The following is a 24,676-nucleotide window of genomic DNA, read 5'->3' on the forward strand; positions in this document are numbered from 1 at the left end:
CGTGTCCTGGACTCTCGCCGCAGGAGAGCGGCCGCGGGTGCGGTGGGCGGGCGCGCGCTGTCCGGCCCACCGGCCACGCGCCACCCGCGCGCCGACCGCGCCCAGAGTCCAGGACACGCCCGGGATCACGGCACGCGGCCGGCGTGTCCTGGACTCTCACCGCAGAAGGGCGAGCGCGGGGTGCGGTGGGCGGGCGCGCGGGCCGGATGGGGCGGGCGCGCGGGGTGCGGTGGGCGAGCGTGCGGGCCGGATGGGGCGGGGCGGGCGCGCGGGGGGGCGGTCACGGGGTACGGCGCGCCGGGGCCGCACGAGCCCCGGCGCGCCGTCCGTCAGGCGCCCGCGTCCCGGCGCCGCAGCCGCACGGCCGACGCCGCCGCCCCGGCCAGGACCAGCAGCACGGCCACGCCGGCCAGGCCGCCGACGGAGACGCCGGTCCGGGCGAGCAGCCCGCCGACCCCGGCGGCCGGCGACCCGCCGCCCGCCGCGAGCACCTCGGACTGCACGTCGACGTCGGCGCCCGACGCGGACTCCCCGGTGTGCTCCTCGCCCGTGTCCGGGTCGCCCCAGGCCACGTGCGCGACGTTGCGGGTCACGCCCTCCGCGTCCGGGGACACCCGGGTCTCGATGACCACCGGCGGCAGCTCCTGCCCCTGGCCGACCCAGCCGTCGAGGGTGCAGGTGACGGTGCCGCCGTAGCCGCGGGCGTCCCGGCCGGTGACCCGGCAGTCCGTCCACGTGGGCTCGTCCGCCGTCGTGCGCGGCAGCACGCTCACCGCGACCACCTTGAGCTCGGGCGGCACGACGTCCGTCAGCACGGCGTCGTCCGTGGCACCCGGACCCGTGGCGCGCACGGCGAGCGTGTAGTCCACGGCGTCGCCGGGCTGCACCTCGTCGTGGTCGGCCGTCTTGCTCAGCACCAGCTCGGGCGCGCCGCCGACCTCGCAGCCGTCCGTGCTCGCCGGGTAGGCGACCGTGACGGTCCGCTCCGGGTTGATGGTGACCTGCACCAGCGAGCCGCCGCGCAGCGCGTACTCCGGCAGGCTCGGGTCGAGCACCCGGTTCTCCCACTCCGGGGTCTCGCCGGCGCGGACCTCGCGCCAGCCGGGCCACTGCGTCCCGCGCCCGTCGGCGTCCACCGCGGCGCCTGGCCACAGCACCGACCCGGTCAGGTCGGAGCCGGCGGGCAGCGTGCGCGTGGCGACCGCGGGACCGTCGGCGACACCGTCGCGGTCGAGGTCCGCGTACCAGGTCAGCGTGATCGGCAGGGCCGCGGCGTCCACCTGGTGCGCCTCGACCGTGTAGTCCAGCCACGGCGCGTCGAGCTCGCAGCGCGGGGTCGCGGTCACGGCGATCCACCTCACCGGCGTCGTGGCGGACGCGGTGTCGTCGCCGGTGAGGCCCGGGTCCTCGTTGGAGGCTCCGACGGTGACCGAGTTGACCACGGCGTCCACCGCGACCAGCGGGTCGACGGTGGCCGTGACGACGACGGCCGGGGCCGACGTCCCGGGCAGCAGGTCGTCTCCCAGGGTGCAGTGCACGGTGCCGCCGTAGCCGCGGGCGTCCTGGCCGGTGAGGTCGCAGGTCCACGCCGGGTCGCCGTCCGCCGGGGCCACGCCCGTGACGGCCAGCTCGGCGGGCACCACGTCGGTGAGCTCGACGTCCTCGGCGGCCACGCCACCCGTCGTCGACGCGGTGAGCGTGTACGTCAGCACGTCACCGCCCTGCACCGGGCCGGGGGTGTCCACGTCCTTGCGGACCGTGACGTCCGTGACCGGCCCGGCGACCGCGAGCGCGAACACGCCCGCGTCCACCGTCGGGTCGATCACGCCCGCGTCGGCCGTGCCGAGCCGCGCGCGTTCGGCGTCCGTGGTGGCACGCACCCGGTCGGTGTCGAACGCCAGGTGGACGACGCCGGTCCGCCCGGTGGCCCGCGCGGCGTCCGAGTCCGCCGCGGCGTCGCCGCCCTGCAGCGGACGCGAGAACCGGTAGCCGGAGGGCAGCCCGAACTCCACGACGTAGTCGCCCTCGGGCAGGTCGCCCACGGCGTACCAGCCGTCGCCGTCCGTCGTGGTCGACCGCACGAGCCGGTCGTCGGAGGCCGCGAGCACCCGCACGGCGACGCCCGCGATCCCGGGTTCCGCCGGGCCCTGGACGCCGTCGTGGTCGGAGTCGAGCCACACCCGGTCGCCCAGGGCGAGCGGGGCGTCCACGAGCCCGCCGTCACGCGTGCGGTCGACGAACGCGGCCGCCAGCGAGCCGTCGGTGACCGCGGTGAGTCCCGGCTCGCCCTCGTCGAGCGTGAACGACGCGGTGCGGGCCACGACCCGCGACCCGTCCGCCGGGGCGGCGTCCGAGTCGGAGGCGGTGTCCCCGGCGAGCGGGGTCGTCCACCGGTAGCGCGCCGCCTCGTCGCCGGTGAGGGCGAAGCCGAGCGCGTACGTCCCGGCGGGCAGGCCGTCGAACAGGTACCGCCCGTCCTCGTCGGTCTCGGTGGTGCCGAGCACGGTGCCGTCCGTGTCGAGCAGGGACACGGTCACCCCGGGCACGCCCGGCTCGCCGGCGCCCTGCTGGCCGTCGGCCACCGTGTCGTGCCAGACGCGGTCGCCGACGGCGAACAGCGTGCTCGGCACGGCGTACCGCACTCCGGCCTTCAGCGGCACGGACGCGAGGGCCGCCCGGCTCTCGGGCTCGACCTGGAACGCGAAGGAGCCCCACGCGACGGCGCCGTCCGAGGCGGTGAGCGGCGCGCGCTGGCTCCACTGCAGCCGGACCGCGCTGTTCTTGGTGAACCCGCCGACACCCGAGTAGTCGAGCACCACCTTGAGGCCGGTGACGCGGGCGGCCTCGGCGGCCGTCAGCGCGCCGGTGACCTCCGTCCACGCGTCCGCCGGCAGCGGGTCGTAGGACGTCGAGGCGGCCGCGGTGGACGTGGTGTAGTCGGCCGTCGTCACGAAGTACCGGGCGACGCCGTCCGTGCGGGACACCGCCCCGGGCACCCCGGTCACGGGACGCACGACGGGCAGGGTGCCGTCCCAGACCGGCTGCCACTGGCTGCCGCGGCCGGTCGTCTTCATGGCCTGGTAGTCGTCCGGCCGGGGCAGCATGTCGACCACGGTCACGGTCGGCGACGGCGCGTCGGCCATGCTGCGGACCTGCACCTGCCAGTCGATCTTCCCGCCCGGCTGCGCGTCGACCACGCACGGGTAGCGGAACCAGGTCCCGTCCGCTCCGGAGCCGCGCGGGGTGCAGGTGGTGGCGCTCGTCGTGGACGTCGCGGTGCTGGTGCCCGTGCTCACCCACTTCTCCGACACGAAGACCGTCGAGGCGTTCATGGACAGCGCGCCGGCCGTGACCACGCACGCGCCCTCGCGCCCGTCCAGCGCCTGGAACGTGCCGGTGACGCAGGCGGCCGAGGTGCCGTTGCCGGCGGGCAGCTGCACGACCGGGCGGCCCGTCGCGGAGACGGCGACGGCGTTGACGATCGTCAGGGTCGACGGCGCGGTGGCGATGGTGAGCGGGAGCTGCACCGTGACGGTGGCGCCCGGGGCGAGCCGTGCCGTCGCCGGCCAGGTCGCGGTGATCGTGCCGGCCTCCGCGTCGTGGACCACGCTCGCGGGCGCGCCGAGCGCCGGGTCGGTCGAGGCGATGACCGGATCCCCTCCCCAGCCCAGCGTCTCGTCGGCGGGCAACCGGTCGGTGACCACCAGACCGACCACGTCGGCCGTGCCGCTGTTCGCGACCGTGATCGTGTAGGGCACGGTGGCGCCCGGCGACCAGCCGCCCGACGGCGCGGCCGCCGAGGACTTCGTGACCGTGACCCGCTGCGTGCCGGCCGCGACCCGGAACGACGCGGTGGCCGTCTTCGGCGCCGAGGACGCGTCGCCGCGGGTCGCGACGGCGGCGACCGTGTTGGCGACGGTGGCGTCGGCGGACTCCCCCGGGTTGCGGGCGGGCTCGCCCCACGCCGGGTCGGCGCCTGTGGCCGCGGGCAGCCCGCCGGACAGGAGCTGGTCGCGCAGGACGCCGGTCACCGTCACGGTGCCGACCTGCGAGCCGGGCGTGGGCAGCCGGCTGCCCTCGGGCGCCGCGAACACGACGCGCACCCCGACGACCTGGCCCCAGCCCGCGGCGGGCGCCGACCAGGCGCCGGCCGACGTGCGGGTGCCGACGGTCGTCCACGCCGCGTCGGTGACCGGCGCGGTGTAGGCGCCGTCCGCCCCGACGTCGACGCCCCCGCGCAGCAGGACGTCGAGCCGCGCTGAGGCCGCGCCGGTCGGCAGGGCCGTCAGCCGCACGCCGGTGAGGCCGACGGCGTCGAAGAACGTCGGGTCCGCGTCGGTCAGCGTGAGGGAGTCGGGCTCGGAGTTGCCGAAGCTCTGCACGTCGAGGACCGCGGTGATGGTGGTGCCCGCGTCACGGGTGACGGTCGAGGGCGACGTGAACCGCTTGCTCGCGAACGCCAGCACGTCCGGCGCCTGCACGCTCACGTGGTCCGTGCGCGTGGTGCTGCTCGGCGCGGTCGTGCAGTCCCCCGCGTCCGGGTAGGTCTCGGGCGAGCCGGAGCACACGAGCTGGTCGGCGACCGTGACGCGCACGGTGTTGTCGACCCGCAGCGAGTCGGCCTCGTCGACCGCGTCCTGCGGTGTCGTGCCGTCCACGAGGTTCGCGGCGCGCAGGGTGGTGCGCGCCGCCAGGGCGGCGACCGCTCCGGGTGCGATCCGGCCGGTGTACGCCAGGCGCAGGCCGACAACCGCGTCGGCGTCGACGCCCGCCGCGGCGAGGGCCGCGGGCAGGTCGTCCGCGAGGCCCGCGGCGCCCGCGTCCGTGACGGGGACGTCCACCGCGTCCACGACGTCGTCGGACCCCAGGACGTACGCGGTCAGGCCGAGCGAGGTCGCCCCGGGCAGCTGGGCCGGGGCGGTGAGCTCCGTGACCGCGTCGAGCGCGAACCACGCGAACGGCGCGTCCGCGGGCAGGCCCCCGGCGTCGCCGGCGGTCGTGCCCTCGAGGGCCTCCACCCCCGCCGGCTCCGTGATCGTCAGCGAGTCGACGGGCACGCCCGAAGCGTTGCCACCGGTGACGCGCAGCGCGGCGACCGCGTCGTCGCCGCCCAGAACGGGCAGCGGCACCACGTGCACGTGCTCCGCGTCGGACGTGATGTCCTGCGGGTTGTCCGACGACCGGGTCCACCGCTTCGTCGCCGAGGCGGTCACCGTGGTGGGCGTGAGCGTGACGGTGCGGTGCTCGATCCGGTCCGCCGCCGTCAGGCTGAACGGCGAGCCCCCTCCGAGGCCGTCGACGCGGCCGTCGTCCACCACGAGGCGTGGCACCGGGGAGCCGTCGACGTCGGGGTGGTTGTAGAGCGCGGCGTCGTTGACGACGAGGTGGTGGTCCGCACGGGACGTGGTGCGCAGCCGCACCGACACCTTCACCTCGCGCGTCGGGCCGTCCGTGCCGGCGACCGCGTCCGGGACCAGGCCGGCGGTCAGCGTCGGGACCCGCCAGTCGGTGAGCGCCGCGACGACGCCGTCGCGCACCCCGGCGGGCAGCGGGGTGACGACCACCCGCACGCCGCCGATGCGCTCCCGCAGCTCGTCGCTCACGACGGTCATGCCCGGGAACACCCGCGGCTGCGCGACAGTGCCGCGGTACGGGAACGCCGCGACGGTCGCCCCGCCGAAGGTGACGTCGGCGCGGGACGGCCCCACGGGCACCCACGCGTCCGTGGCGTCGTCCCACTGGCTCCCGGCGAGCGACACCCAGGCGTCGTCCTCGACGTCGTAGACCTCGACGTCCGACACCTGGTCGAACAGCAGCGACGGGTCGTAGGCGTCGGAGCCGGACCGCGTCGCGCCCGACGTGATCGCCGGCAGGCCGACGAGGTCGAACGTGTCCCAGAAGCTGTCGCGGCGGCCCTCGAGCACGGTCCCGCCGGACGTGGTGCTCGCGTCCGCGACGGTCACGCCCGTGAGGTCGTCCCGGCCGGCCGTGCCCCACGTCAGCGTCGCCTCGCGGGTCGCGCCGGAGCCGGTCGCACCCTCCACGACGGAGGTGCGCAGCTCCTTGACCAGCGCGGCAGGGCCGGAGCCGTCACCGCCGAGGTCGTAGCCGCGGACCGCGTCGCAGGACGCCGCGGTGACCCGCTCGGACGTCCGCGGGCCGCCGTAGTCGAGCACGGCCCGGGCCACGGCGCAGTTCGAGACCGACTGGTTGTCGGTGAACGTGGTGCCGGCGTCGACGGCGACCGCGAACCGGACCACCGCCTGCACGACCTCGCCGGCGTCGTACGGCACGGGCTTGGCGGCGACGACGCGCACGCCGGTCCAGGCCTTCGTGGTCTCCGCCGACCACGGCGCGGCCGGTGCGGCCGACCAGTTCGTCGCACCCGAGTCGGTCGCGTACTGCACGACGGCGTCCACGTCGCCCTCGGCGGTCACGTCGATGTCGGTGGGCGCGAACCGGGCCCACCACGCCGAGCCCGACCCGGTGACGCGGGTGTCGTCGATGACGAGCGTCGTCGGCAGGTCGGTGCCCTGCGCCGCGGCGGCCCGCAGCACGGCCGTGACGTCGCCGCCCCGCACGTCGACGAACGGCTCGGGGATCGTCTTGGTGATCGTCGCGGCGCCGTACGGCTCGGCGATCGTCACCGAGTCGGCCGCGACCGGCTTGTTGCCGCTGCCCGGGGTGCGTGGCGTCGGCGCGGACGTCAGCCCGCCGACGGTCGCCTGCGTCAGCGCGAGGTTGTCCACGACGGTGCCGGGGGTCGAGCTCCCACCGGTGGTGACGACGTACGGCACGGTGGCGGACGCTCCCATCGCGACCGCGCCGGCGAACCGGGCCTCGAAGCCGGTGACCGCCGACCAGGCCGGTGCGGCGGTGAAGCCCGTGAACTCGCCGGTCGACGTCGGCAGGGCGCTGCCGACGTCCCCGTGCCAGGTACCGGTCTCGCCGTCGGCGCGCAGGACGAGGTCCAGGCCGGTGGCGCCCTCGGGCCACACCAGCCCCTGGCCGTTCCCGGTGCCGGCCACGACGTCCGACCCGAAGCCGGCCATCACCATGCCGGAGGCGGCGAACATGTCGGCGTCGAGCCCACCGGCGCGCACGCCCTGCACCGCGGCGTCGACCGCGGCGTCCCCGGTGCCCGGCTGGTCGGCGAGCACGAGGGCGTCGACCGCGCGGCGGGTCCAGCTCGTCCCGGTGAGCTGCACGACCGCGAAGGCGCCGGGGTAGACCTGCGTCACGTCCGTGGTGGTGCCGGGGCGCACGAAGCGCTTGGTCGTGCCGGCGTACGGGTCCGGGTCCCAGATCCGGAAGTCCGCCGAGCCGGTCGACGTCGCGGGGGCGGCACCGGGCACGGTGGACGCCGCCGTGGTGTCGGCCGTGTTCGTGACGCGCACGGTGTGGAAGTCCGACGACGCGGACGCGCTGGGCACGGCGCCCGCGTCCTCGTACGCCACGGAGCCGTGCCGCCCGGTGACGGCCCCGGGGGTGGCGGCACCGCCGGCCAGCTGCGCCGTTGCGACCTCGAGCGTGCCGGAGGCGCCGGCGGCGAACGTGCCCGTGAACGCGAGACGCACGCCGGTCAGCCGGTCGAGCTCGGCACCGGGCAGCGCCGCGAGCCACGCCTGCGCGGCCGTCAGGTCGGCGGCGGTGGTCGAGGGGCCGGCCACGCCGTCGTGCCACGTGCTGATCGCGACCTGGGTCGCACCCGCCGGCCAGGCCGTGAGCGACAGGCCGGTCGCGCGCAGCAGGTTGAACGCGTCGGCGCCCTGCGGCACCGCCGTCGGGTCGGCGGGCTCGTCGACGACCAGGGAGGTCGCGGTGTCACCGGTGCTCGTGAACGTCACCGTGGCGGTCCGCGCGGTGTCGGCCGCACCGGACAGGTACGGGTCCTCGGGTGCCCACGTCTTCGTCGTCGTGGTGGCCAGCACGGGCACCACGGTCGTGACCACCGCCACCGACGACGTGCTCTGCTCGACGCCGCCGACCGACGGCCGCACCGTCATCGTCCCGACCTGCTCCCCTCCGCCGGTCGGGGGCACGAGCGTCGCGTCGAGCGCGACCTCCAGGATGCTGCCGCCCGCCAGCGGCAGCGGGGCGCTGTCGGGGCCGTAGGACACGAACGACAGCCGCACCGCCCGCACGGCGTCGAGCGACGCCGACGGGTCCCCGAGGTCCGCCCCGGACCCGTCGAGGTAGGTCACCGCGTAGCCGACGCTGTTCGCGACCGGGGCCGACGGGGCGAGCGGGGCGGCGAGCCGCAGCCGGTCGAGCTCGAGCGTCGCCGTCGCGTCCTGGCACGCCTCGTCCTCGAGCACGCAGTTCGCCACGAACGAGAACCGCACCGCGTCGCCGGCCTGCGCGGCGGGCAGCGTGTACCGCTCCCCCGCCGGCTCCAGCGGCGTCGTCCCCGTGCCGGCAACGACCGCCGGGCTGCCGTCCGCGAGCGTCAGCGTGAACGCGTCGTCCCCGGCGGCGAGGGCGGCGCTCCCGGCCGCACCCACGGCGAGGCCCGAGAGCACCACGACGAGCGTCGCGGCCAGGGCGCGGCCGACGGCCGAGCGCACCAGGCGCGTGGCGGGTCCGGCGGCGCGGTGACGGGCGCGCGCCGACCGTCGTGCGCGGGGCGACGCGGGCGCGACGGAGCCGGGACGGGGGGCAGGGAGCGGCTGCTGGGCCATGACCATCCGAGGGACGCAGGGGCGCGTCCGACCGGGGGACCGGAACGCGCTGACGTCCCTGATTCGGCAGGCAACCGTGTCCGGTTGAGCCGACTTTGACCGGGCTTGGGTGCTATCACCCGGGTGATTCGCGTCACCCGAGGGGGTGGCGGGCCCCGGTCGACCCCTGGGGGGTCAGGCCAGCGGCGCGACCGTGACCCCGCGGGCGGCGAGCTCAGCCGCCCCGCCGTCCACCGCCGTCAGCACCCAGATCCCGCCGTCGAGCAGCGCGACGGTGTGCTCCCAGTGCGCGGCCCGCGACCCGTCGACCGTCACCACGGTCCAGTCGTCCTCGAGCACCTCGGTGCCCGACCCGCCGCGCGTGACCATCGGCTCGATCGCCAGGCACATCCCCGGGCGCAGCCGCGGCCCGCGGTCCCGCGTGCGGTAGTTCGGCACGTCCGGCGGCTGGTGCATCGCCGACCCGATCCCGTGCCCGACGTAGTCCTGCACGATCCCGAACGTCCCGCCCGCGGCCTCGACGCTCCGCTCCACGGCGTCGCCCACGACTCCCAGCCGCTCGGCGACGGGGTCACCCGACGCGAGCGCGGCGATGCCGTCCCACATGGCGCGCTCGGTCACGGCCGCGAGCTCGACGTCGGCCGGGTCGGCCTCGGGGAGCACGAGCGTCAGCGCCGAGTCGCCGTGCCAGCCCTCGACGATCGCGCCGCAGTCGATGGACACCACGTCGCCGGGCTCCAGCACGCGGCCCGACGGGATGCCGTGCACGACCTCGTCGTTCACCGAGACGCAGATGGTCGCCGGGTAGTCGTAGTAGCCGAGGAACGACGGCTCGGCGCCTGCGTCCGCGATCACCGCGGCCGCCGCGGCGTCCAGGTCGGCGGTCGTCACGCCAGGGCGGGCCGCGGCGCGCGCCGCCGCCAGGGCGTCCGCCACCACCAGGCCCGCGCGCCGCATGAGCAGCACCTGCTCCGGCGTCTTCAGCTCGATCCGCTCACGTCCGAACACGAGGAACCCCGCCGTCAGCCGACGCGGGTCGCCAGGGCCTCGACCAGGCGCCCGGTGACCTCGTCGACCTCGCCGATGCCGTCGACCTGCAGCAGCAGGCCGCGCTCGGCGTACACGCCCGAGATCGGCGCGGTCTGCTCGGCGTACACGTCCAGCCGGTGCCGGATGACCGGCTCCGTGTCGTCCGCGCGGCCCTCGATCTCCGCGCGCTTCAGCAGGCGCTCCACCACGACGTCGGCGTCCGCGGTGATCTCCAGCGCGGCGTCCAGCGTCAGGCCCTGGTCCGCCAGCACGGCGTCGAGCTCCGCGACCTGCGCCACGTTGCGCGGGTAGCCGTCGAGCAGGAAGCCCTGCGCGGCGTCCGGCTGTGCGAGCCGGTCCCGCACCATCGCGTTCGTCACCGAGTCCGGCACCAGGGCGCCGCGCGCGGTGTACTCCTGCGCGGTGCGGCCCAGCTCGGTGCCGCCCTTGATGTTCGCGCGGAAGATGTCGCCGGTCGAGATGGCCGGGACACCCAGCCGCTCGGCGAGACGGACGGCCTGCGTGCCCTTGCCGGCCCCGGGCGGACCCAGGAGGACGAGGCGAGCGCTCATCGGAGGAACCCTTCGTAGTGCCGCTGCTGGAGCTGCGACTCGATCTGCTTCACGGTCTCGAGGCCGACGCCCACCACGATGAGGATCGACGAGCCGCCGAACGGGATGTTCGTCCCGACGCCGAGCACGATGAACGCGATCGTGGGGATGAGCGCGACCAGCGCGAGGTAGATCGACCCGGGCGCCGTGATGCGGGTGATGACGTAGTCCAGGTACTCGGCCGTGGGGCGGCCGGCGCGGATGCCGGGGATGAACCCGCCGTACCGCTTCATGTTGTCCGCGACCTCGTCCGGGTTGAACGTGATCGCCGTGTAGAAGTAGCAGAAGAAGATGATCAGCAGCACGTACAGCGCGATGTGCAGCGGGGCGTCCGTGGCCGCGAGGTTGTTCGCCACCCACTGCTTCCAGCCCGCGGTCTGGTCCCCGAAGCCGGCCAGCAGCGCCGGCACCTGCAGCAGCGAGGACGCGAAGATCACCGGGATGACGCCGGCCATGTTGATCTTGATCGGGATGTACGTGGAGGACCCGCCGTACATGCGGCGGCCGACCATGCGCTTCGCGTACTGCACCGGCACCCGGCGCTGCGACTGCTCGACGAAGACCACCAGCGCGATGACCAGCACGATGATCGCCATCACGACGAGGAACGCACCGATGCCGCCGGAGCCGCCCGCGATCGACCACATGGCGCCCGGGAACGACGCGGCGATCGAGGTGAAGATCAGCAGGGACATGCCGTTGCCGACGCCGCGCTCGGTGATGAGCTCGCCGAGCCACATGATGAGGCCGGTACCCGCGGTCATCGTGAGGATCATGATGAGCGTCGTGACGATGCCGCCGTCCGGGATCACGTCCACGGAGCAGCCCGGGAAGAGCTGCCCGTTGCGAGCCGTGATGATGACGGTCGTCGACTGCAGGACCGCCAGGCCGATCGTCAGGTAGCGCGTGTACTGCGTGAGCTTCGCGGTGCCCGACTGGCCCTCCTTGTGCAGGGCCTCGAAGTGCGGGATGACCACGCGCAGCAGCTGGATGATGATGCTCGCCGTGATGTACGGCATGATCCCCAGCGCGAACACCGACAGCTGCAGCAGCGCACCGCCGCTGAACAGGTTCACCAGGCCGAGCAGCGTGTTGTCCTCGCCGACGTCGGCGATGCAGACCTGCACGTTCGGGTAGGACACGCCCGGCGTCGGCAGGAACGATCCGATCCGGAATACGACCATGATCCCGATCGTGAACAGCAGCTTGCGCCGCAGGTCAGGTGTCCTGAACGCCCGCACGAATGCGCTGAGCACGTGTCCTCCTGCTCCGCCGAAGCGGGATGTCGTGGAACCGGCCGGCCTGCGGGTGAGGCGACCACGTCGGGCGAGCGTCGCCGCTCGCCGCCCTGCCGCACCCTAACGGACTTCCGTCGGGGATCCGGCATGCCCGGACGTCACCACGGCCGGGGCGGGAAGCGGAACGGGGCCGGCAGGGGCATGGTGCCTCCGCCGACCCCGTTCGCTGGGGATCAGTCCTGCGCGACGCTGCCGCCGGCGGCCAGGATCTTCTCCTTGGCCGAGCCGGAGTAGGCGTCGACGGCCACGGACAGCTTGACCGTGAGCTCGCCGGTGCCGAGCACCTTGACCGGGGCGCCCTTGCGGACGGCACCCTTCGCGACCAGGTCGGCGACGGTGACGTCGCCGCCCTGCGGGTACAGCGCCGACAGCTTGTCCAGGTTCACGACCTGGTACTCGACCCGGAACGGGTTCTTGAAGCCGCGGAGCTTGGGCAGCCGCATGTGCAGCGGCATCTGCCCACCCTCGAAGCGGTCCGGCACCTGGTACCGGGCCTTGGTGCCCTTGGTACCGCGACCGGCGGTCTTGCCCTTGGACGCCTCACCACGACCCACGCGGGTCTTGGCGGTCTTGGCGCCCGGAGCCGGACGCAGGTGGTGCACCTTGAGGGTGCCGCCCGCGCCCACCTCCTCGGCGGGCTTCTCGGCCGGCTTGGCCTTCGGAGCAGCCTTGGCCTTGGCGGCCGGCTTCTCCTCCGCCGCAGCCGCCTCGGCCTTGGCCTTGGTGGTGCGGGCGGCGGGCTTCTTGGCGGCCGGCTTCTCGGCGGCAGCCGACTCGGTCGCCGTCGCCTTCTTGGCGCGCGTGGCCTTGGGAGCCGCGGCAGCGTCCTTCTCGACCTTCTCGGTCTCCTTCTCCGCCATCGTCACTCCACCTCCTCGACTGCGACGAGGTGCGTCACCGTCTGGACCATGCCGCGGATCTCAGGGCGGTCCTCCTTGACGACGACGTCGCCGATCCGCTTCAGGCCCAGGGTGCGCAGCGTGTCGCGCTGGTTCTGCTTGCCGCCGATGGCGGACCTGGTCTGGGTCACCTTGAGGCGGGCCATCACGCACCCACCTTCTCGGTCTTGGCCGCGCGCCCCGCAGCCTGCGCCTTGAGCATCGACGCCGGGGCGACGTGCTCGAGCGACAGGCCACGACGGGCGGCGACAGCAGCCGGCTCCTCGAGACCCTTCAGCGCCGCGACCGTGGCGTGCACGATGTTGATGGCGTTGGAGGAACCGAGGGACTTCGACAGGATGTCGTGCACGCCGGCGCACTCCAGCACCGCGCGCACCGGACCACCGGCGATCACACCGGTACCCGGCGACGCGGGGCGCAGGAAGACGACACCGGCGGCGGCCTCACCCTGGATGGGGTGGGTGATGGTGCCCTGGATGCGGGGGACGCGGAAGAAGTTCTTCTTCGCCTCCTCGACACCCTTGGCGATCGCCGCGGGCACCTCCTTGGCCTTGCCGTAGCCGACGCCGACCGTGCCGTCGCCGTCACCCACGACCACGAGGGCCGTGAAGCTGAAGCGGCGGCCGCCCTTGACGACCTTGGCGACGCGGTTGATGGACACGACGCGCTCGAGGAACGCGCTCTTCTCGGCGGCGTCCCCGCGACGGCCGTCGCGACGACCACCGTCGCGGCGGTCACCGCCGCCCTGGGGAGCGCCCGTGTTGCTGCGCTGAGGAGCAGCCATCAGTGGATCCTCTTCTTCGATGCGGGAATGGTCGTCGTCACAGCGCCAGGCCGCCTTCGCGAGCGGCGTCGGCGACCGCGGCCACCCGACCGTGGTACTTGTTGCCGCCGCGGTCGAAGACCACCGCGTCGATGCCGGCGGCCTTCGCGCGCTCGGCGATCAGCTCGCCGACCTTGCGGGCCTTGGCCGTCTTGTCGCCCTCGGCGCCCCGCAGGTCCGCCTCGAGCGTCGAGGCGGAGACCAGCGTGCGGCCCACGGCGTCGTCGACGACCTGCGCGACGAGGTTGCGGTTCGACCGGGTGACGACCAGGCGCGGACGCGCGGCGGTGCCGGCGACCTTCTTGCGCAGCCGGAGGTGGCGGCGCCGACGGGCCTTGAACTTGCCCTTACCGATGATGGTGATCGCCATGGCTCACTTACCAGCCTTTCCGACCTTGCGGCGGACGTTCTCGCCCGCGTAGCGCACGCCCTTGCCCTTGTACGGCTCGGGCTTGCGGATCTTGCGGATGTTCGCGGCGACCTCGCCCACCTGCTGCTTGTCGATGCCCGCGACCGAGAACTTGGTCGGGGACTCGACGGCGAAGGTGATGCCGGCGGGCGGCGTCACGGACACCGGGTGGCTGAAGCCGAGCGCGAACTCGAGCGCGTCGCCCTTGGCCGTCACGCGGTAACCGGTGCCGACGATCTCCAGCTTCTTCTCGTAGCCGGCGGTGACGCCGGTGACGAGGTTCGCCAGGAGGGTGCGCGTGAGGCCGTGCAGCGACCGCGAGAGGCGCTCGTCGTTCGGACGGGTGACCACGAGGGCCCCCTCGTCGTCGCGCGCGACCTCGATGGGGGACGCCACGGTGTGCGTGAGGGTGCCCTTCGGGCCCTTCACCGTCACCACGGCGCCGTTGATGTCGACATCCACGCCGGCCGGGACCGGGACGGGGATTCTGCCGATACGAGACATTGGCTAGCTCCTTTCCGTCTCGGACTTACCAGACGTAGGCGAGGACTTCCCCACCCACGCCCTTCTTGGCGGCCTGCTTGTCCGTCAGGAGACCGGAGGACGTGGACAGGATCGCCACGCCCAGGCCACCGAGGACCTTCGGCAGGTTGGTGGACTTCGCGTACACCCGCAGACCGGGCTTGGACACGCGCTTGATGCCGGCGAGCGCACGCTCGCGGCTCGGGCCGTACTTCAGCTCGACCACGAGGTTCTTGCCCACACGGGCGTCCTCGACGGTCCAGCCGGAGATGTAGCCCTCGGCCTGAAGGATCTCCGCGATGTGCGACTTCAGCTTCGAGTACGGGATGCTCACCGTGTCGTGGTGAGCCGAGTTCGCGTTACGCAGACGCGTCAGGAAGTCTGCGATCGGGTCGGTCATCGTCATGGGGGCGTTCTGCCCTTCCTCGCCGTGGTTTCCGCGGGGCCGCCCGTGGGCGGGCCGCCGCGGACCTACGACGTCGTTGTTACCAGCTGCTCTTGGTCACGCCCGGGAGCTGGCCCGCGTGGGCCATCTCGCGCACGCAGATCCGGCACAGGCCGAACTTGCGGTACACCGAGTGCGGACGACCGCACCGCTGGCACCGGGTGTAGGCGCGCACGGCGAACTTCTGCTTGCCCGCGGCCTTGTTGATCAGGGCGGTCTTCGCCATGTCAGTCCTCCTTGAAGGGGAAGCCGAGGTGCTTCAGGAGCGCCCGGCCCTCCGCGTCGGTGGTGGCGGTGGTGACCACCGTGATGTCCATGCCGCGGACCCGGTCGATCTTGTCCTGGTCGATCTCGTGGAACATCGACTGCTCGGTCAGGCCGAAGGTGTAGTTGCCGTGGCCGTCGAACTGCTTGGCCGACAGGCCGCGGAAGTCGCGGATGCGCGGCAGCGCGGTCGACAGCAGGCGGTCCAGGAACTCCCAGGCACGGTCGCCGCGCAGCGTGACGTGCGCGCCGATCGGCATGCCCTCACGCAGCTTGAACTGCGCGATGGACTTGCGGGCCTTGGTGACCTGCGGCTTCTGACCCGTGATCTGCTGGAGGTCGCGGATGGCGCCCTCGATCAGCTTCGAGTCCTTCGCCGCGTCGCCGACGCCCATGTTCACGACGACCTTCACCAGGCGCGCGACCTGGTTCACGTTCTCGTGCTGGAACTCCTCGCGGAGCGCGGGACGGATCGCCTCGTTGTACCGCACCTTCAGGCGCGGCACCGGGTACGCCCGGGTGGTCTCGTCGATGGCGGTCATCAGATGTCCTTACCGGAGCGCTTGGCGACGCGGACCCGGACGGTGCGGGTGCGGCCGTCGCGCTCGACCTGCTCGGTGCGGTAGCCGACCCGGGTGCCGCGCTTGGTCTCCGGGTCCACCAGCATCACGTTGCTGATGTGGATCGGGGCCTCGACGGTCTCGATGCCGCCGGTGCGGGAGCCACGCTGGCTCTGGCCGACCTTGGTGTGCTTGGTGACCCGGTGGATGCCCTCGACGACGACGCGGTCGCGGTCGGTGAGCACCTCGAGCACCCGGCCCTGCTTGCCCCGGTCCTTGCGGGAGCCGGAGATGACGACCACCAGGTCGCCCTTCTTGATCTTCGCCATGGTCAGAGCACCTCCGGAGCCAGCGAGATGATCTTCATGAACTTCTTGTCGCGCAGCTCGCGGCCCACGGGGCCGAAGATGCGGGTCCCGCGCGGCTCGCCGTCGTTCTTGAGGATCACCGCGGCGTTCTCGTCGAACTTGATGTAGGACCCGTCGACGCGCCGGCGCTCCTTGCGGGTGCGCACGACGACCGCCTTCACGACGTCGCCCTTCTTGACGTTGCCGCCGGGGATCGCGTCCTTGACGGTGGCGACGATGACGTCACCGATACCGGCGTAGCGACGACCGGAACCGCCGAGAACCCGGATGCAGAGGATCTCCTTCGCACCCGTGTTGTCGGCGACCCGAAGTCGCGACTCCTGCTGAATCATCTACAGAACTCCTGTCGTCTGCCGGTTCTCGCACGCTGGCGAGCCTGGCCGAACGGATATGTGGTGAGGAGGGCGGACTTACTTCGCCTTCTCGAGGATCTCCACCAGGCGCCACCGCTTGGTCGCGGACAGGGGGCGGGTCTCCATGATGACGACCAGGTCGCCGACGCCGGCGGTGCCGGCCTCGTCGTGGACCTTGACCTTGCTGGTCCGCCGGATGACCTTGCCGTAGAGCGGGTGCTTGACCCGGTCCTCGACCTCGACCACGACGGTCTTCTGCATCTTGTCGCTGACCACGTAGCCGCGCCGCGTCTTGCGGTAGGGACGCGCCTGCGCGACCGCGGTGGTGGTCTCGTTGCTGTTCTCGCTCATCGAGTCCTCACTCGCTCGCACTCGGGGCGGTCCGGATGCCGAGCTCGCGCTCGCGCAGGATCGTGTAGATCCGGGCGATGTCACGACGCACGGCCTTGAGGCGGCCGTGGCTCTCGAGCTGACCGGTGGCCGACTGGAAGCGCAGGTTGAACAGCTCCTCCTTGGCCTTCTTCAGCTCGGCCACGAGACGCTCGTCGTCGAAGGCGTCCAGCTCGGTGGGAGCCAGGTCCTTGGTGCCGATAGCCATCTCAGTTACCACCCTCGCGAACCACGAAACGGGTCTTCATCGGGAGCTTGTGCTGCGCGCGGCGCATGGCCTCGCGAGCCAGCGGCTCCGGGACGCCGGCGAGCTCGAACATCACTCGGCCGGGCTTGACGTTGGCGATCCACCACTCGGGCGAGCCCTTACCGGAACCCATGCGGGTCTCGGCGGGCTTCTTGGTGAGCGGCCGGTCCGGGTAGATGTTGATCCAGACCTTGCCGCCACGCTTGATGTGGCGGGTCATGGCGATACGAGCAGCCTCGATCTGCCGGTTCGTCACGTAGGCGGGCTCGAGGGCCTGGATGCCGTACTCGCCGAACGCGATCGAGGTGCCACCCGTCGCGGCGCCGGAGCGCCCGGGGTGGTGCTGCTTGCGGTGCTTCAGCCGGCGCGGGATCAGCACGGCTCAGGCCTCCGTTCCGGTCTCAGGAGCCGACTCGGCAGCAGCGGCGGCCGGGGCGGCCTCGGCCGCGGGGGCCTCGGTGCGCTCCGGACGACGGCCACCGCCGCGCGGGCCACGGTCACCGCGGTCGCCACGGTCCCCGCGGGGGCCGCGGGACTGACGCGGGGCCTGGGTGGCCTGCTCGCGCGCGAAGTCACGCTCGGTCATGTCGCCCTTGTAGACCCAGACCTTCACGCCGATGCGGCCGAAGGTCGTGCGGGCCTCGAAGAAGCCGTAGTCGATGTTCGCGCGGAGCGTGTGCAGGGGCACCCGGCCCTCGCGGTAGAACTCCGTGCGGCTCATCTCCGCGCCGCCGAGACGGCCGGAGACCTGCACCCGGATGCCCTTGGCGCCGGCGCGCTGCGCGGACTGCATGCCCTTGCGCATCGCACGACGGAACGACACACGCGACGCGAGCTGCTCCGCGATGCCCTGGGCGACCAGCTGGGCCTCGATCTCGGCGTTCTTGACCTCGAGGATGTTCAGCTGGACCTGCTTGCCCGTGAGCTTCTCGAGCTCGCCGCGGATGCGGTCCGCCTCGGCGCCGCGGCGACCGATGACGATGCCCGGGCGCGCCGTGTGGATGTCGACGCGGACGCGGTCACGCGTGCGCTCGATCTCCACCTTGGCGATGCCCGCGCGCTCGAGGCCCGTGCCCATGAGCTTGCGGATCTGCACGTCCTCGCGGACGTAGTCGCGGTAGCGCTGACCCGGCTTGGTCGAGTCGGCGAACCAGCGCGACCGGTGGTCGGTGGTGATGCCCAGGCGGTACCCGAGCGGGTTGACCTTCTGTCCCACGTCAGGCCCTTCCCTTCGTCTCACGCTCGGCGACGACCACCGTGATGTGGCTCGTGCGCTTGAGGATCTGGCTCGCGCGGCCCTGCGCCCGGGGGCGGAACCGCTTGAGGGTCGGACCCTCGTCGACGTACGCCTCGGCGACGTACAGGTTGGTCTCGTCGAAGCGCTCACCGGCACGCTTGGCGCCCTCGCGGGCGTTCGCGATCGCGGACTCGACGACCTTGAGGACCGTCTCACCCGCGGCCTGCGGCGCGAACTTCAGCGTCGACACGGCCTCGCCGGCCTGCTTGCCACGGATGAGGTCCACGACGCGCCGGGCCTTCTGGGGCGTGACGCGGACGAACCGCGCCTTCGCCTTGGCTTCCATTGCTGTCCTGCCTTCTTGTCTCTGCCGTCAGGGCAGTCGCTGCGCCGACCCGCGGGTCAGCGGCGACGGCCCTTCCGGTCGTCCTTCTCGTGGCCGCGGAACGTCCGCGTCGGGGCGAACTCGCCGAGCTTGTGCCCGACCATCGACTCCGTCACGAACACCGGCGTGTGCTTGCGGCCGTCGTGCACCGCGAACGTGTGACCCAGGAAGTCGGGCGTGATCATCGAGCGCCGCGACCAGGTCTTGATGACGTTCTTGGTGCCGGCCGCGTTCTGCGCGTCGACCTTCTTCTGCAGGTGCCCGTCGACGAAGGGCCCCTTCTTCAGGCTGCGAGGCATTCTCCCGGCTCCCTATCAGCGCTTCTTGCCGGTGCGGCGGCGACGGACGATGAGCTTGTCGCTCGGCTTGTTCGGACGGCGCGTGCGGCCCTCCGGCTGGCCCCAGGGGCTCACCGGGTGACGACCACCGGACGTCTTGCCCTCACCACCACCGTGCGGGTGGTCGATCGGGTTCATCGCGACACCGCGGACCGAGGGGCGCTTGCCCTTCCAGCGCATGCGGCCGGCCTTGCCCCAGTTGATGTTCGACTGCTCGGCGTTGCCGACCTCGCCGATCGTGGCGCGGCAGCGCAGGTCGACGTTCCGGATCTCGCCGGACGGCATGCGCAGCTGCGCGTACGGGCCGTCCTTCGCGACGAGCTGCACGGACGCACCGGCCGAGCGGGCGATCTTCGCGCCGCCACCGGGCTTCAGCTCGATGGCGTGGATGACCGTACCGGTCGGGATGTTGCGCAGCGGCAGGTTGTTGCCCGGCTTGATGTCGGCACCGGCGCCGTTCTCGACGACGTCGCCCTGACGCAGCTTGTTCGGCGCGATGATGTAGCGCTTCTCGCCGTCCGCGTAGTGCAGCAGCGCGATGCGCGCCGTGCGGTTCGGGTCGTACTCGATGTGCGCGACCTTGGCCGGCACGCCGTCCTTGTCGTGACGACGGAAGTCGATCACGCGGTAGGCGCGCTTGTGCCCGCCGCCCTGGTGCCGCATCGTGACGCGGCCGGTCGAGTTGCGACCACCGGTCTTGTGCAGCGGACGGACCAGCGACTTCTCCGGCTCCGAGCGCGTGATCTCGACGAAGTCGGCGACGCTCGCGCCGCGGCGGCCCGGCGTCGTCGGCTTGTACTTACGGATTCCCATGGGGATCTGTCCTCAATCTGCTCTCAGGCCCGGTCAGCCGACCGGTCCGCCGAAGATGTCGATCGTGCCCTCGCGGAGGGTGACGATCGCGCGCTTCGTGTCCTTGCGCTTGCCCATCCCGAACTTGGTCCGCCGCGACTTGCCCTTGCGGTTGATCGTGTTCACGGACTCGACCTTGACCGAGAAGACCTGCTCGACGGCGATCTTGATCTCGGTCTTGTTGGCGCGCGGGTCGACGATGAAGGTGTACTTGCCCTCGTCGAGCAGCCCGTAGCTCTTCTCGGAGACGACCGGCGCGATCAGGATGTCGCGGGGGTCCTTGGCGACGGTGGTCACTTGGCGTCCTCCTCGGCCTCGGACGACGTCGCGACGGCGGTCGCGCCGCGGCCCTTGACGGGACCGGCGAGGAACGTGTCGAGCGCGCCCTGGGTGAACACGACGTCGTCGGAGACGAGCACGTCGTAGGTGTTGAGCTGGTCGGCGACGAGCAGGTGGACCCGCTCGACGTTGCGCAGCGACTTCCAGGCCAGCTCGTCCGCGCGCTCCACGACCACGAGGACGTGCTTGCGGCCGGACAGCGTGTCCAGGACCTGCAGCGCGGCCTTGGTCGAGGGGGCCTCGTCGATGCCGAAGCCCGTGACCACGTGCACGCGGCCGGCACGGGCGCGGTCCGAGAGAGCACCGCGGAGCGCCGCGGCCTTCATCTTCTTCGGGGTCCGCTGGGAGTAGTCGCGCGGGGTCGGGCCGTGGACGGTGCCACCGCCGGCGAACTGCGGCGCACGGGTCGAACCCTGGCGGGCGCGGCCGGTGCCCTTCTGCTTGTACGGCTTCTTGCCACCACCGCGGACCTCGCCGCGGGTCTTGGTGTCGTGGGTGCCCTGCCGCGCGGCGGCGAGCTGGGCGACGACGACCTGGTGGATCAGCGGGATGTTCGTCTGCGCGTCGAACACCTCACCGGGCAGGTCGGCCGTGCCGGCCTTCTTGCCCTGGGCGTCGAGCACGTCGACGGTCAGCGTCTCGGACATGAGGCTCATGCCCCCTTCACGGCGGTACGCACGACGACGACGCCCCGCTTCGGGCCAGGAACCGCGCCCTTGAGCAGCAGCAGACCCTTCTCGGCGTCGACCGCGTGGACGGTCAGGTTCTGGGTGGTCTGGCGGGCGTTGCCCATCCGGCCGGCCATCCGCAGGCCCTTGAACACGCGCGACGGGGTCGAGGCCCCACCGATCGAGCCCGGCTTGCGGTGGTTGCGGTGCGAACCGTGCGAGGCGGAGACACCGGCGAACCCGTGGCGCTTCATGACACCGGCGGTGCCCTTGCCCTTGGTGGTGCCGATCACGTCGACCAGCGAACCGGCCTCGAAGGCCGCCGCGGTGATCTCCTGACCGAGCGTGAACTCGGAGGCGTCCGACGTGCGGATCTCGGCCACGTGCCGACGGGGGGTGACCCCCGCCTTCTCGAAGTGGCCCTTGAGCGGCTTCGTGACCTTGCGCGGGTCCACCTGGCCGTAGGCCAGCTGCACCGCGGCGTAGCCGTCGGCCTCAGCGGAGCGCACCTGGGTGACGACGTTCGTGCCGACCTCGACCACGGTGACGGGGACGAGACGGCCATCGGCGTCCCAGACCTGCGTCATACCGAGCTTCGTGCCGAGCACCGCCGTGACGGGGCGCGCGTTCTGCTGGGTAACCATGAAGATCAGTTCCTTCCCAGCGTCAGAGCTTGATCTCGATGTTCACGTCCGCGGGCAGGTCGAGTCGCATGAGCGAGTCGACGGCCTTCGGCGTGGGGTCGATGATGTCGATGAGCCGCTTGTGCGTGCGCATCTCGAAGTGCTCGCGGCTGTCCTTGTACTTGTGAGGCGACCGGATGACGCAGAAGACGTTCTTCTCCGTCGGCAGCGGCACCGGACCCACGACCGTCGCACCAGCGCGGGTCACCGTGTCGACGATCTTGCGCGCCGAGCTGTCGATGACCTCGTGGTCGTAGGACTTGAGCCGGATGCGGATCTTCTGTCCCGCCATGGCGTCGTCTACTTCTCTCTCTTCGAACTGCCTGGTGTCCGACCCCCGCACTCGGGCGTGTCGCTTTTCGCGACGTACCTCTGCGCCGGTCCCTTCCGGCACGCGGGGCGCGCGCCGGCCGGGACGAGGTCGTTGGTGTGATGGAGTCCCGCGCCGGGTGACCCCGGGCTCCGTTCGGACTCGCAACGCGTCCCTGCCCACTCGTCCGGGGCGCTCCGCACGCATGCGCGCAGGCAGCCCCGTCGTCGGGCAACTTGTCTAGTGTGCCAGCCGGGGCGCGAAAGGTCCAACCGGGTCTCCGTCACACCCGCACGATCACGCGGCACACCCGCCGCCCACCCCCTCGGCTCCCCTCGGAGGCTCCGAACGCGTTCGGAGAGTGCCGCGCGTCATCGTGGTGGTCCGCGGGGCACCACGATGACACGTCGGAGCCTCCGACGGCGGTCCCGTCAGGTGCGCGGGTGCACGCCGGACGCCGCGAGGACGGCGCGGAGGGCGTCCGGGTCCAGCGCCGTGTCCCAGGTCCAGCGCACGACCTGAAGACCCAGTGCGCGCAGGCGGTCCTCGCGGCGCTTCTCCGCCCAGACCCTGTCCTCGGGCGTCCGGCCGTCCGACACGCCGCCGGCGCGGTACTTCAGCCGCCCGTCGAACTCCCCCACGAGCCCGAGCTCCGGCCACCAGAAGTCGACCCGGCCGACGACGCCGGCGTCGTCCTCCACCGCGTGCTGCAGCTCCGGCAGCGGCAGCCCGAGCTCGATCATCCGCGCGCGGCTCAGCGACTCGCCGACCGACTCGGACCGGGCGGAGGCCGCGTCGACCACGCGGCGCGCGCGGCGCACGCCCCGCCCGGTGCCCGCCGCCTCGAGCTCGGTCGCGAGCCGCGACGACGTCGCCCACCCGCGGTGCAGGGCGTGGTCCGCCGCGGCGAGTGCGGCCGCGAGCTCCCAGGTGCGGGCGACGTCGACGACGGTGCGCGCCACCCCGGTCACCCGCACGCCGTCGACCGTCACGACGTGGCCGACCGGTCCGGGCGTCGCGTGGCGCCGGACGCCGGCGGACGACCGGTTGCCGGCCCCGTGCGGGAGCGAGACGTGTACCGACTCCGGCCACCGGCCGACACGCGGGAGCCGCCAGAGCGCCGCGGCGGAGTCGTGGGTGAACACCGGCTGGCGCAGCCGGCGCGCTGCGGCGAGCACCCGCAGCCGGTGCCGTTCCGCGTCCCCGAGACCCTCCCACCGCTCCGCGGTCGTGTAGGCGTCCACCCGCACGCGTACGAGGTCACCGCGGGCGCACGCCGCGCGCAGCTCGTCCCCGGACACCCCGGCGAGCTCCGCGCCCCTGGTCGTGATCACGCTGTCACGCGCGGCGAGAGCGCTCAGCACCTGCACGGTTCGACGGTCCACCGCCCCACCCTCGCAGCCACGGCCCCCCGACCGGCCGCCCTCCACAGCCCACTTCCCACACCTGCGACGCGCACCGCCGATCCCGTCGGAGCCTCCGACGGGTCATCGGAGACCTCCGGGGACCACCACGATGACGCGCGGCGCCCTCCGAGCGCGTTGGGAGCCTCCGAACGGGGGGGTGGGAGGGAGAGAGGGTGGGTGGGAGGGAGGGGTCGGCGGTGGGGTGCGAGAAGGCCCGGGCGCCGTAGCGCCCGGGCCTTCCCGAGTGGTGCTGGTCCCCCGAAGGGGTCAGATCACTTGATGATCTTGGTGACGCGGCCCGAGCCGACGGTGCGGCCACCCTCGCGGATGGCGAAGCCGAGGCCCTCCTCCATGGCGATGGGCTGGATCAGCTGCACCGAGATCTCGGTGTTGTCACCCGGCATGACCATCTCGGTGCCCTCGGGCAGCGTGATGACGCCGGTGACGTCGGTCGTCCGGAAGTAGAACTGCGGACGGTAGTTCGAGTAGAACGGGTTGTGACGCCCGCCCTCGTCCTTGGCGAGGATGTAGACCTGGCCCTCGAACTCGGTGTGCGGGGTGATGGAGCCCGGCTTCACGACGACCTGGCCGCGCTCGACGTCCTCGCGCTTGGTGCCGCGGAGCAGGAGGCCGCAGTTCTCGCCGGCCCACGCCTCGTCCATCTGCTTGTGGAACATCTCGATGCCGGTGACCGTGGTCTTCTGCGCCGGGCGGATGCCGACGATCTCGACCTCGGAGTTGATCGCGAGCTTGCCGCGGTCGACCTTGCCGGTGACGACGGTGCCACGACCGGTGATCGTGAAGACGTCCTCGATCGGCATGAGGAACGGCTTGTCCATGTCACGCACCGGCTCCGGCACGGACTCGTCCACGGCGTCCAGCAGGTCCTCGACGGACTTGACCCACTGCGGGTCGCCCTCGAGGGCCTTCAGGCCGGAGACGCGGATGACGGGCGCGTTGTCGCCGTCGAAGCCCTGCGACGACAGCAGCTCGCGGACCTCCATCTCGACGAGCTCGAGGATCTCCTCGTCGTCGACCATGTCGGACTTGTTGAGCGCCACGAGCAGGTAGGGCACGCCGACCTGACGGGCGAGCAGGACGTGCTCACGCGTCTGGGCCATCGGGCCGTCGGTGGCGGCGACCACGAGGATGGCGCCGTCCATCTGCGCCGCACCCGTGATCATGTTCTTGATGTAGTCGGCGTGACCCGGCGCGTCGACGTGAGCGTAGTGACGCTTCTCCGTCTGGTACTCGACGTGCGCGATGTTGATGGTGATACCGCGCTGCTTCTCCTCCGGCGCCTTGTCGATCTCGTCGAACGGCGTGAAGGGGTTCAGGTCGGGGTACTTGTCGTGCAGCACCTTCGAGATGGCAGCGGTCAGCGTCGTCTTGCCGTGGTCGACGTGACCGATGGTCCCGATGTTGACGTGCGGCTTGGTCCGCTCGAACTTCGCCTTGCCCACTGGGTCCTCCTCAGGACTCTGGTGTAGAGATTGCCGAACGATGCGGGGGCTGGTCACCCTCGCGGACGTGCGGTCCTACGGGTCGGGTTGATTGGT

27 protein-coding genes are annotated in these 24,676 nt (G+C 72.6%); all 27 read right to left on the bottom strand.

Annotation, left to right across the window (positions count from 1 at the left end):
- Positions 1-329: 329 nt before the first annotated feature.
- Complete coding sequence (locus K5O09_RS14810; protein ID WP_222170236.1) at positions 330-8,681, bottom strand: SdrD B-like domain-containing protein; 8,352 nt, start codon at positions 8,679-8,681, stop codon at positions 330-332.
- A gap of 174 nt (positions 8,682-8,855) precedes the next feature.
- The gene (gene map, locus K5O09_RS14815; protein WP_222170237.1) at positions 8,856-9,689 is read right to left on the bottom strand and encodes a type I methionyl aminopeptidase; all 834 of its coding nucleotides are present in this window, start codon (positions 9,687-9,689) and stop codon (positions 8,856-8,858) included.
- 14 nt (positions 9,690-9,703) lie between these two features.
- Positions 9,704-10,282, bottom strand: coding sequence for an adenylate kinase (locus K5O09_RS14820; RefSeq protein WP_222170238.1), 579 nt, complete (start codon positions 10,280-10,282; stop codon positions 9,704-9,706).
- Positions 10,279-11,577, bottom strand: coding sequence for a preprotein translocase subunit SecY (gene secY / locus K5O09_RS14825; RefSeq protein WP_222170239.1), 1,299 nt, complete (start codon positions 11,575-11,577; stop codon positions 10,279-10,281). The genes K5O09_RS14820 and secY overlap by 4 nt, the downstream gene beginning before the upstream one ends.
- 215 nt (positions 11,578-11,792) lie before the next feature.
- Complete coding sequence (gene rplO, locus K5O09_RS14830; protein WP_222170240.1) at positions 11,793-12,479, bottom strand: 50S ribosomal protein L15; 687 nt, start codon at positions 12,477-12,479, stop codon at positions 11,793-11,795.
- 2 nt (positions 12,480-12,481) lie between these two features.
- Complete coding sequence (gene rpmD / locus K5O09_RS14835) at positions 12,482-12,664, bottom strand: 50S ribosomal protein L30 (protein WP_222170241.1); 183 nt, start codon at positions 12,662-12,664, stop codon at positions 12,482-12,484.
- The gene (rpsE, locus tag K5O09_RS14840; protein WP_222170242.1) at positions 12,664-13,302 is read right to left on the bottom strand and encodes a 30S ribosomal protein S5; all 639 of its coding nucleotides are present in this window, start codon (positions 13,300-13,302) and stop codon (positions 12,664-12,666) included. The genes rpmD and rpsE overlap by 1 nt, the downstream gene beginning before the upstream one ends.
- 37 nt (positions 13,303-13,339) lie before the next feature.
- A complete protein-coding gene (rplR, locus tag K5O09_RS14845) occupies positions 13,340-13,711 on the bottom strand; it encodes a 50S ribosomal protein L18 (protein WP_222170243.1) in 372 nt (123 codons plus the stop codon).
- 3 nt (positions 13,712-13,714) lie between these two features.
- Positions 13,715-14,254, bottom strand: a complete 540-nt coding sequence (rplF, locus tag K5O09_RS14850) for a 50S ribosomal protein L6 (protein ID WP_222170244.1) — start codon at positions 14,252-14,254, stop codon at positions 13,715-13,717.
- A gap of 25 nt (positions 14,255-14,279) precedes the next feature.
- Positions 14,280-14,678, bottom strand: a complete 399-nt coding sequence (rpsH, locus tag K5O09_RS14855; RefSeq protein WP_222170245.1) for a 30S ribosomal protein S8 — start codon at positions 14,676-14,678, stop codon at positions 14,280-14,282.
- Between the two features lie 79 nt (positions 14,679-14,757).
- Positions 14,758-14,943 (bottom strand): type Z 30S ribosomal protein S14, encoded by a 186-nt coding sequence (locus tag K5O09_RS14860; RefSeq protein ID WP_122147680.1) that lies wholly within the window; start codon positions 14,941-14,943, stop codon positions 14,758-14,760.
- A gap of 1 nt (position 14,944) precedes the next feature.
- Positions 14,945-15,523, bottom strand: coding sequence for a 50S ribosomal protein L5 (rplE, locus tag K5O09_RS14865; protein WP_283319490.1), 579 nt, complete (start codon positions 15,521-15,523; stop codon positions 14,945-14,947).
- Positions 15,523-15,870 (bottom strand): 50S ribosomal protein L24, encoded by a 348-nt coding sequence (gene rplX, locus K5O09_RS14870; RefSeq protein WP_146838603.1) that lies wholly within the window; start codon positions 15,868-15,870, stop codon positions 15,523-15,525. The genes rplE and rplX overlap by 1 nt, the downstream gene beginning before the upstream one ends.
- Before the next feature lie 2 nt (positions 15,871-15,872).
- A complete protein-coding gene (rplN, locus tag K5O09_RS14875; RefSeq protein ID WP_146838605.1) occupies positions 15,873-16,241 on the bottom strand; it encodes a 50S ribosomal protein L14 in 369 nt (122 codons plus the stop codon).
- A 78-nt stretch (positions 16,242-16,319) separates the two neighbouring features.
- The gene (gene rpsQ, locus K5O09_RS14880) at positions 16,320-16,613 is read right to left on the bottom strand and encodes a 30S ribosomal protein S17 (protein WP_222170246.1); all 294 of its coding nucleotides are present in this window, start codon (positions 16,611-16,613) and stop codon (positions 16,320-16,322) included.
- Between the two features lie 7 nt (positions 16,614-16,620).
- Entirely contained in the window at positions 16,621-16,860 is a 240-nt protein-coding gene (gene rpmC / locus K5O09_RS14885) for a 50S ribosomal protein L29 (RefSeq protein ID WP_109130752.1), read from the bottom strand.
- Between the two features lies 1 nt (position 16,861).
- Positions 16,862-17,278, bottom strand: a complete 417-nt coding sequence (rplP, locus tag K5O09_RS14890; RefSeq protein WP_154728249.1) for a 50S ribosomal protein L16 — start codon at positions 17,276-17,278, stop codon at positions 16,862-16,864.
- Positions 17,279-17,281: 3 nt separating this feature from the next.
- A complete protein-coding gene (gene rpsC / locus K5O09_RS14895) occupies positions 17,282-18,115 on the bottom strand; it encodes a 30S ribosomal protein S3 (RefSeq protein ID WP_222170247.1) in 834 nt (277 codons plus the stop codon).
- A 1-nt stretch (position 18,116) separates the two neighbouring features.
- Complete coding sequence (rplV, locus tag K5O09_RS14900) at positions 18,117-18,482, bottom strand: 50S ribosomal protein L22 (protein WP_146838613.1); 366 nt, start codon at positions 18,480-18,482, stop codon at positions 18,117-18,119.
- 56 nt (positions 18,483-18,538) lie between these two features.
- A complete protein-coding gene (gene rpsS, locus K5O09_RS14905; protein WP_146838615.1) occupies positions 18,539-18,820 on the bottom strand; it encodes a 30S ribosomal protein S19 in 282 nt (93 codons plus the stop codon).
- Between the two features lie 15 nt (positions 18,821-18,835).
- Entirely contained in the window at positions 18,836-19,672 is an 837-nt protein-coding gene (gene rplB / locus K5O09_RS14910; RefSeq protein ID WP_222170248.1) for a 50S ribosomal protein L2, read from the bottom strand.
- A gap of 33 nt (positions 19,673-19,705) precedes the next feature.
- A complete protein-coding gene (rplW, locus tag K5O09_RS14915; protein WP_222170249.1) occupies positions 19,706-20,008 on the bottom strand; it encodes a 50S ribosomal protein L23 in 303 nt (100 codons plus the stop codon).
- Entirely contained in the window at positions 20,005-20,697 is a 693-nt protein-coding gene (gene rplD / locus K5O09_RS14920) for a 50S ribosomal protein L4 (protein ID WP_222172829.1), read from the bottom strand. The genes rplW and rplD overlap by 4 nt, the downstream gene beginning before the upstream one ends.
- A gap of 5 nt (positions 20,698-20,702) precedes the next feature.
- The gene (gene rplC, locus K5O09_RS14925; RefSeq protein WP_222170250.1) at positions 20,703-21,362 is read right to left on the bottom strand and encodes a 50S ribosomal protein L3; all 660 of its coding nucleotides are present in this window, start codon (positions 21,360-21,362) and stop codon (positions 20,703-20,705) included.
- A 22-nt stretch (positions 21,363-21,384) separates the two neighbouring features.
- Complete coding sequence (rpsJ, locus tag K5O09_RS14930; RefSeq protein WP_012867945.1) at positions 21,385-21,693, bottom strand: 30S ribosomal protein S10; 309 nt, start codon at positions 21,691-21,693, stop codon at positions 21,385-21,387.
- A 449-nt stretch (positions 21,694-22,142) separates the two neighbouring features.
- Positions 22,143-23,096 (bottom strand): hypothetical protein, encoded by a 954-nt coding sequence (locus K5O09_RS14935; RefSeq protein ID WP_222170251.1) that lies wholly within the window; start codon positions 23,094-23,096, stop codon positions 22,143-22,145.
- A 293-nt stretch (positions 23,097-23,389) separates the two neighbouring features.
- Positions 23,390-24,580 carry an elongation factor Tu gene (gene tuf, locus K5O09_RS14940; protein ID WP_222170252.1) on the bottom strand — a complete coding sequence of 397 codons (1,191 nt, stop codon included), beginning with the start codon at positions 24,578-24,580 and terminating at the stop codon, positions 23,390-23,392.
- Positions 24,581-24,676: the final 96 nt, after the last annotated feature.

This window comes from Cellulomonas sp. C5510 (assembly GCF_019797765.1).
Taxonomy (GTDB): Bacteria; Actinomycetota; Actinomycetes; order Actinomycetales; family Cellulomonadaceae; genus Cellulomonas.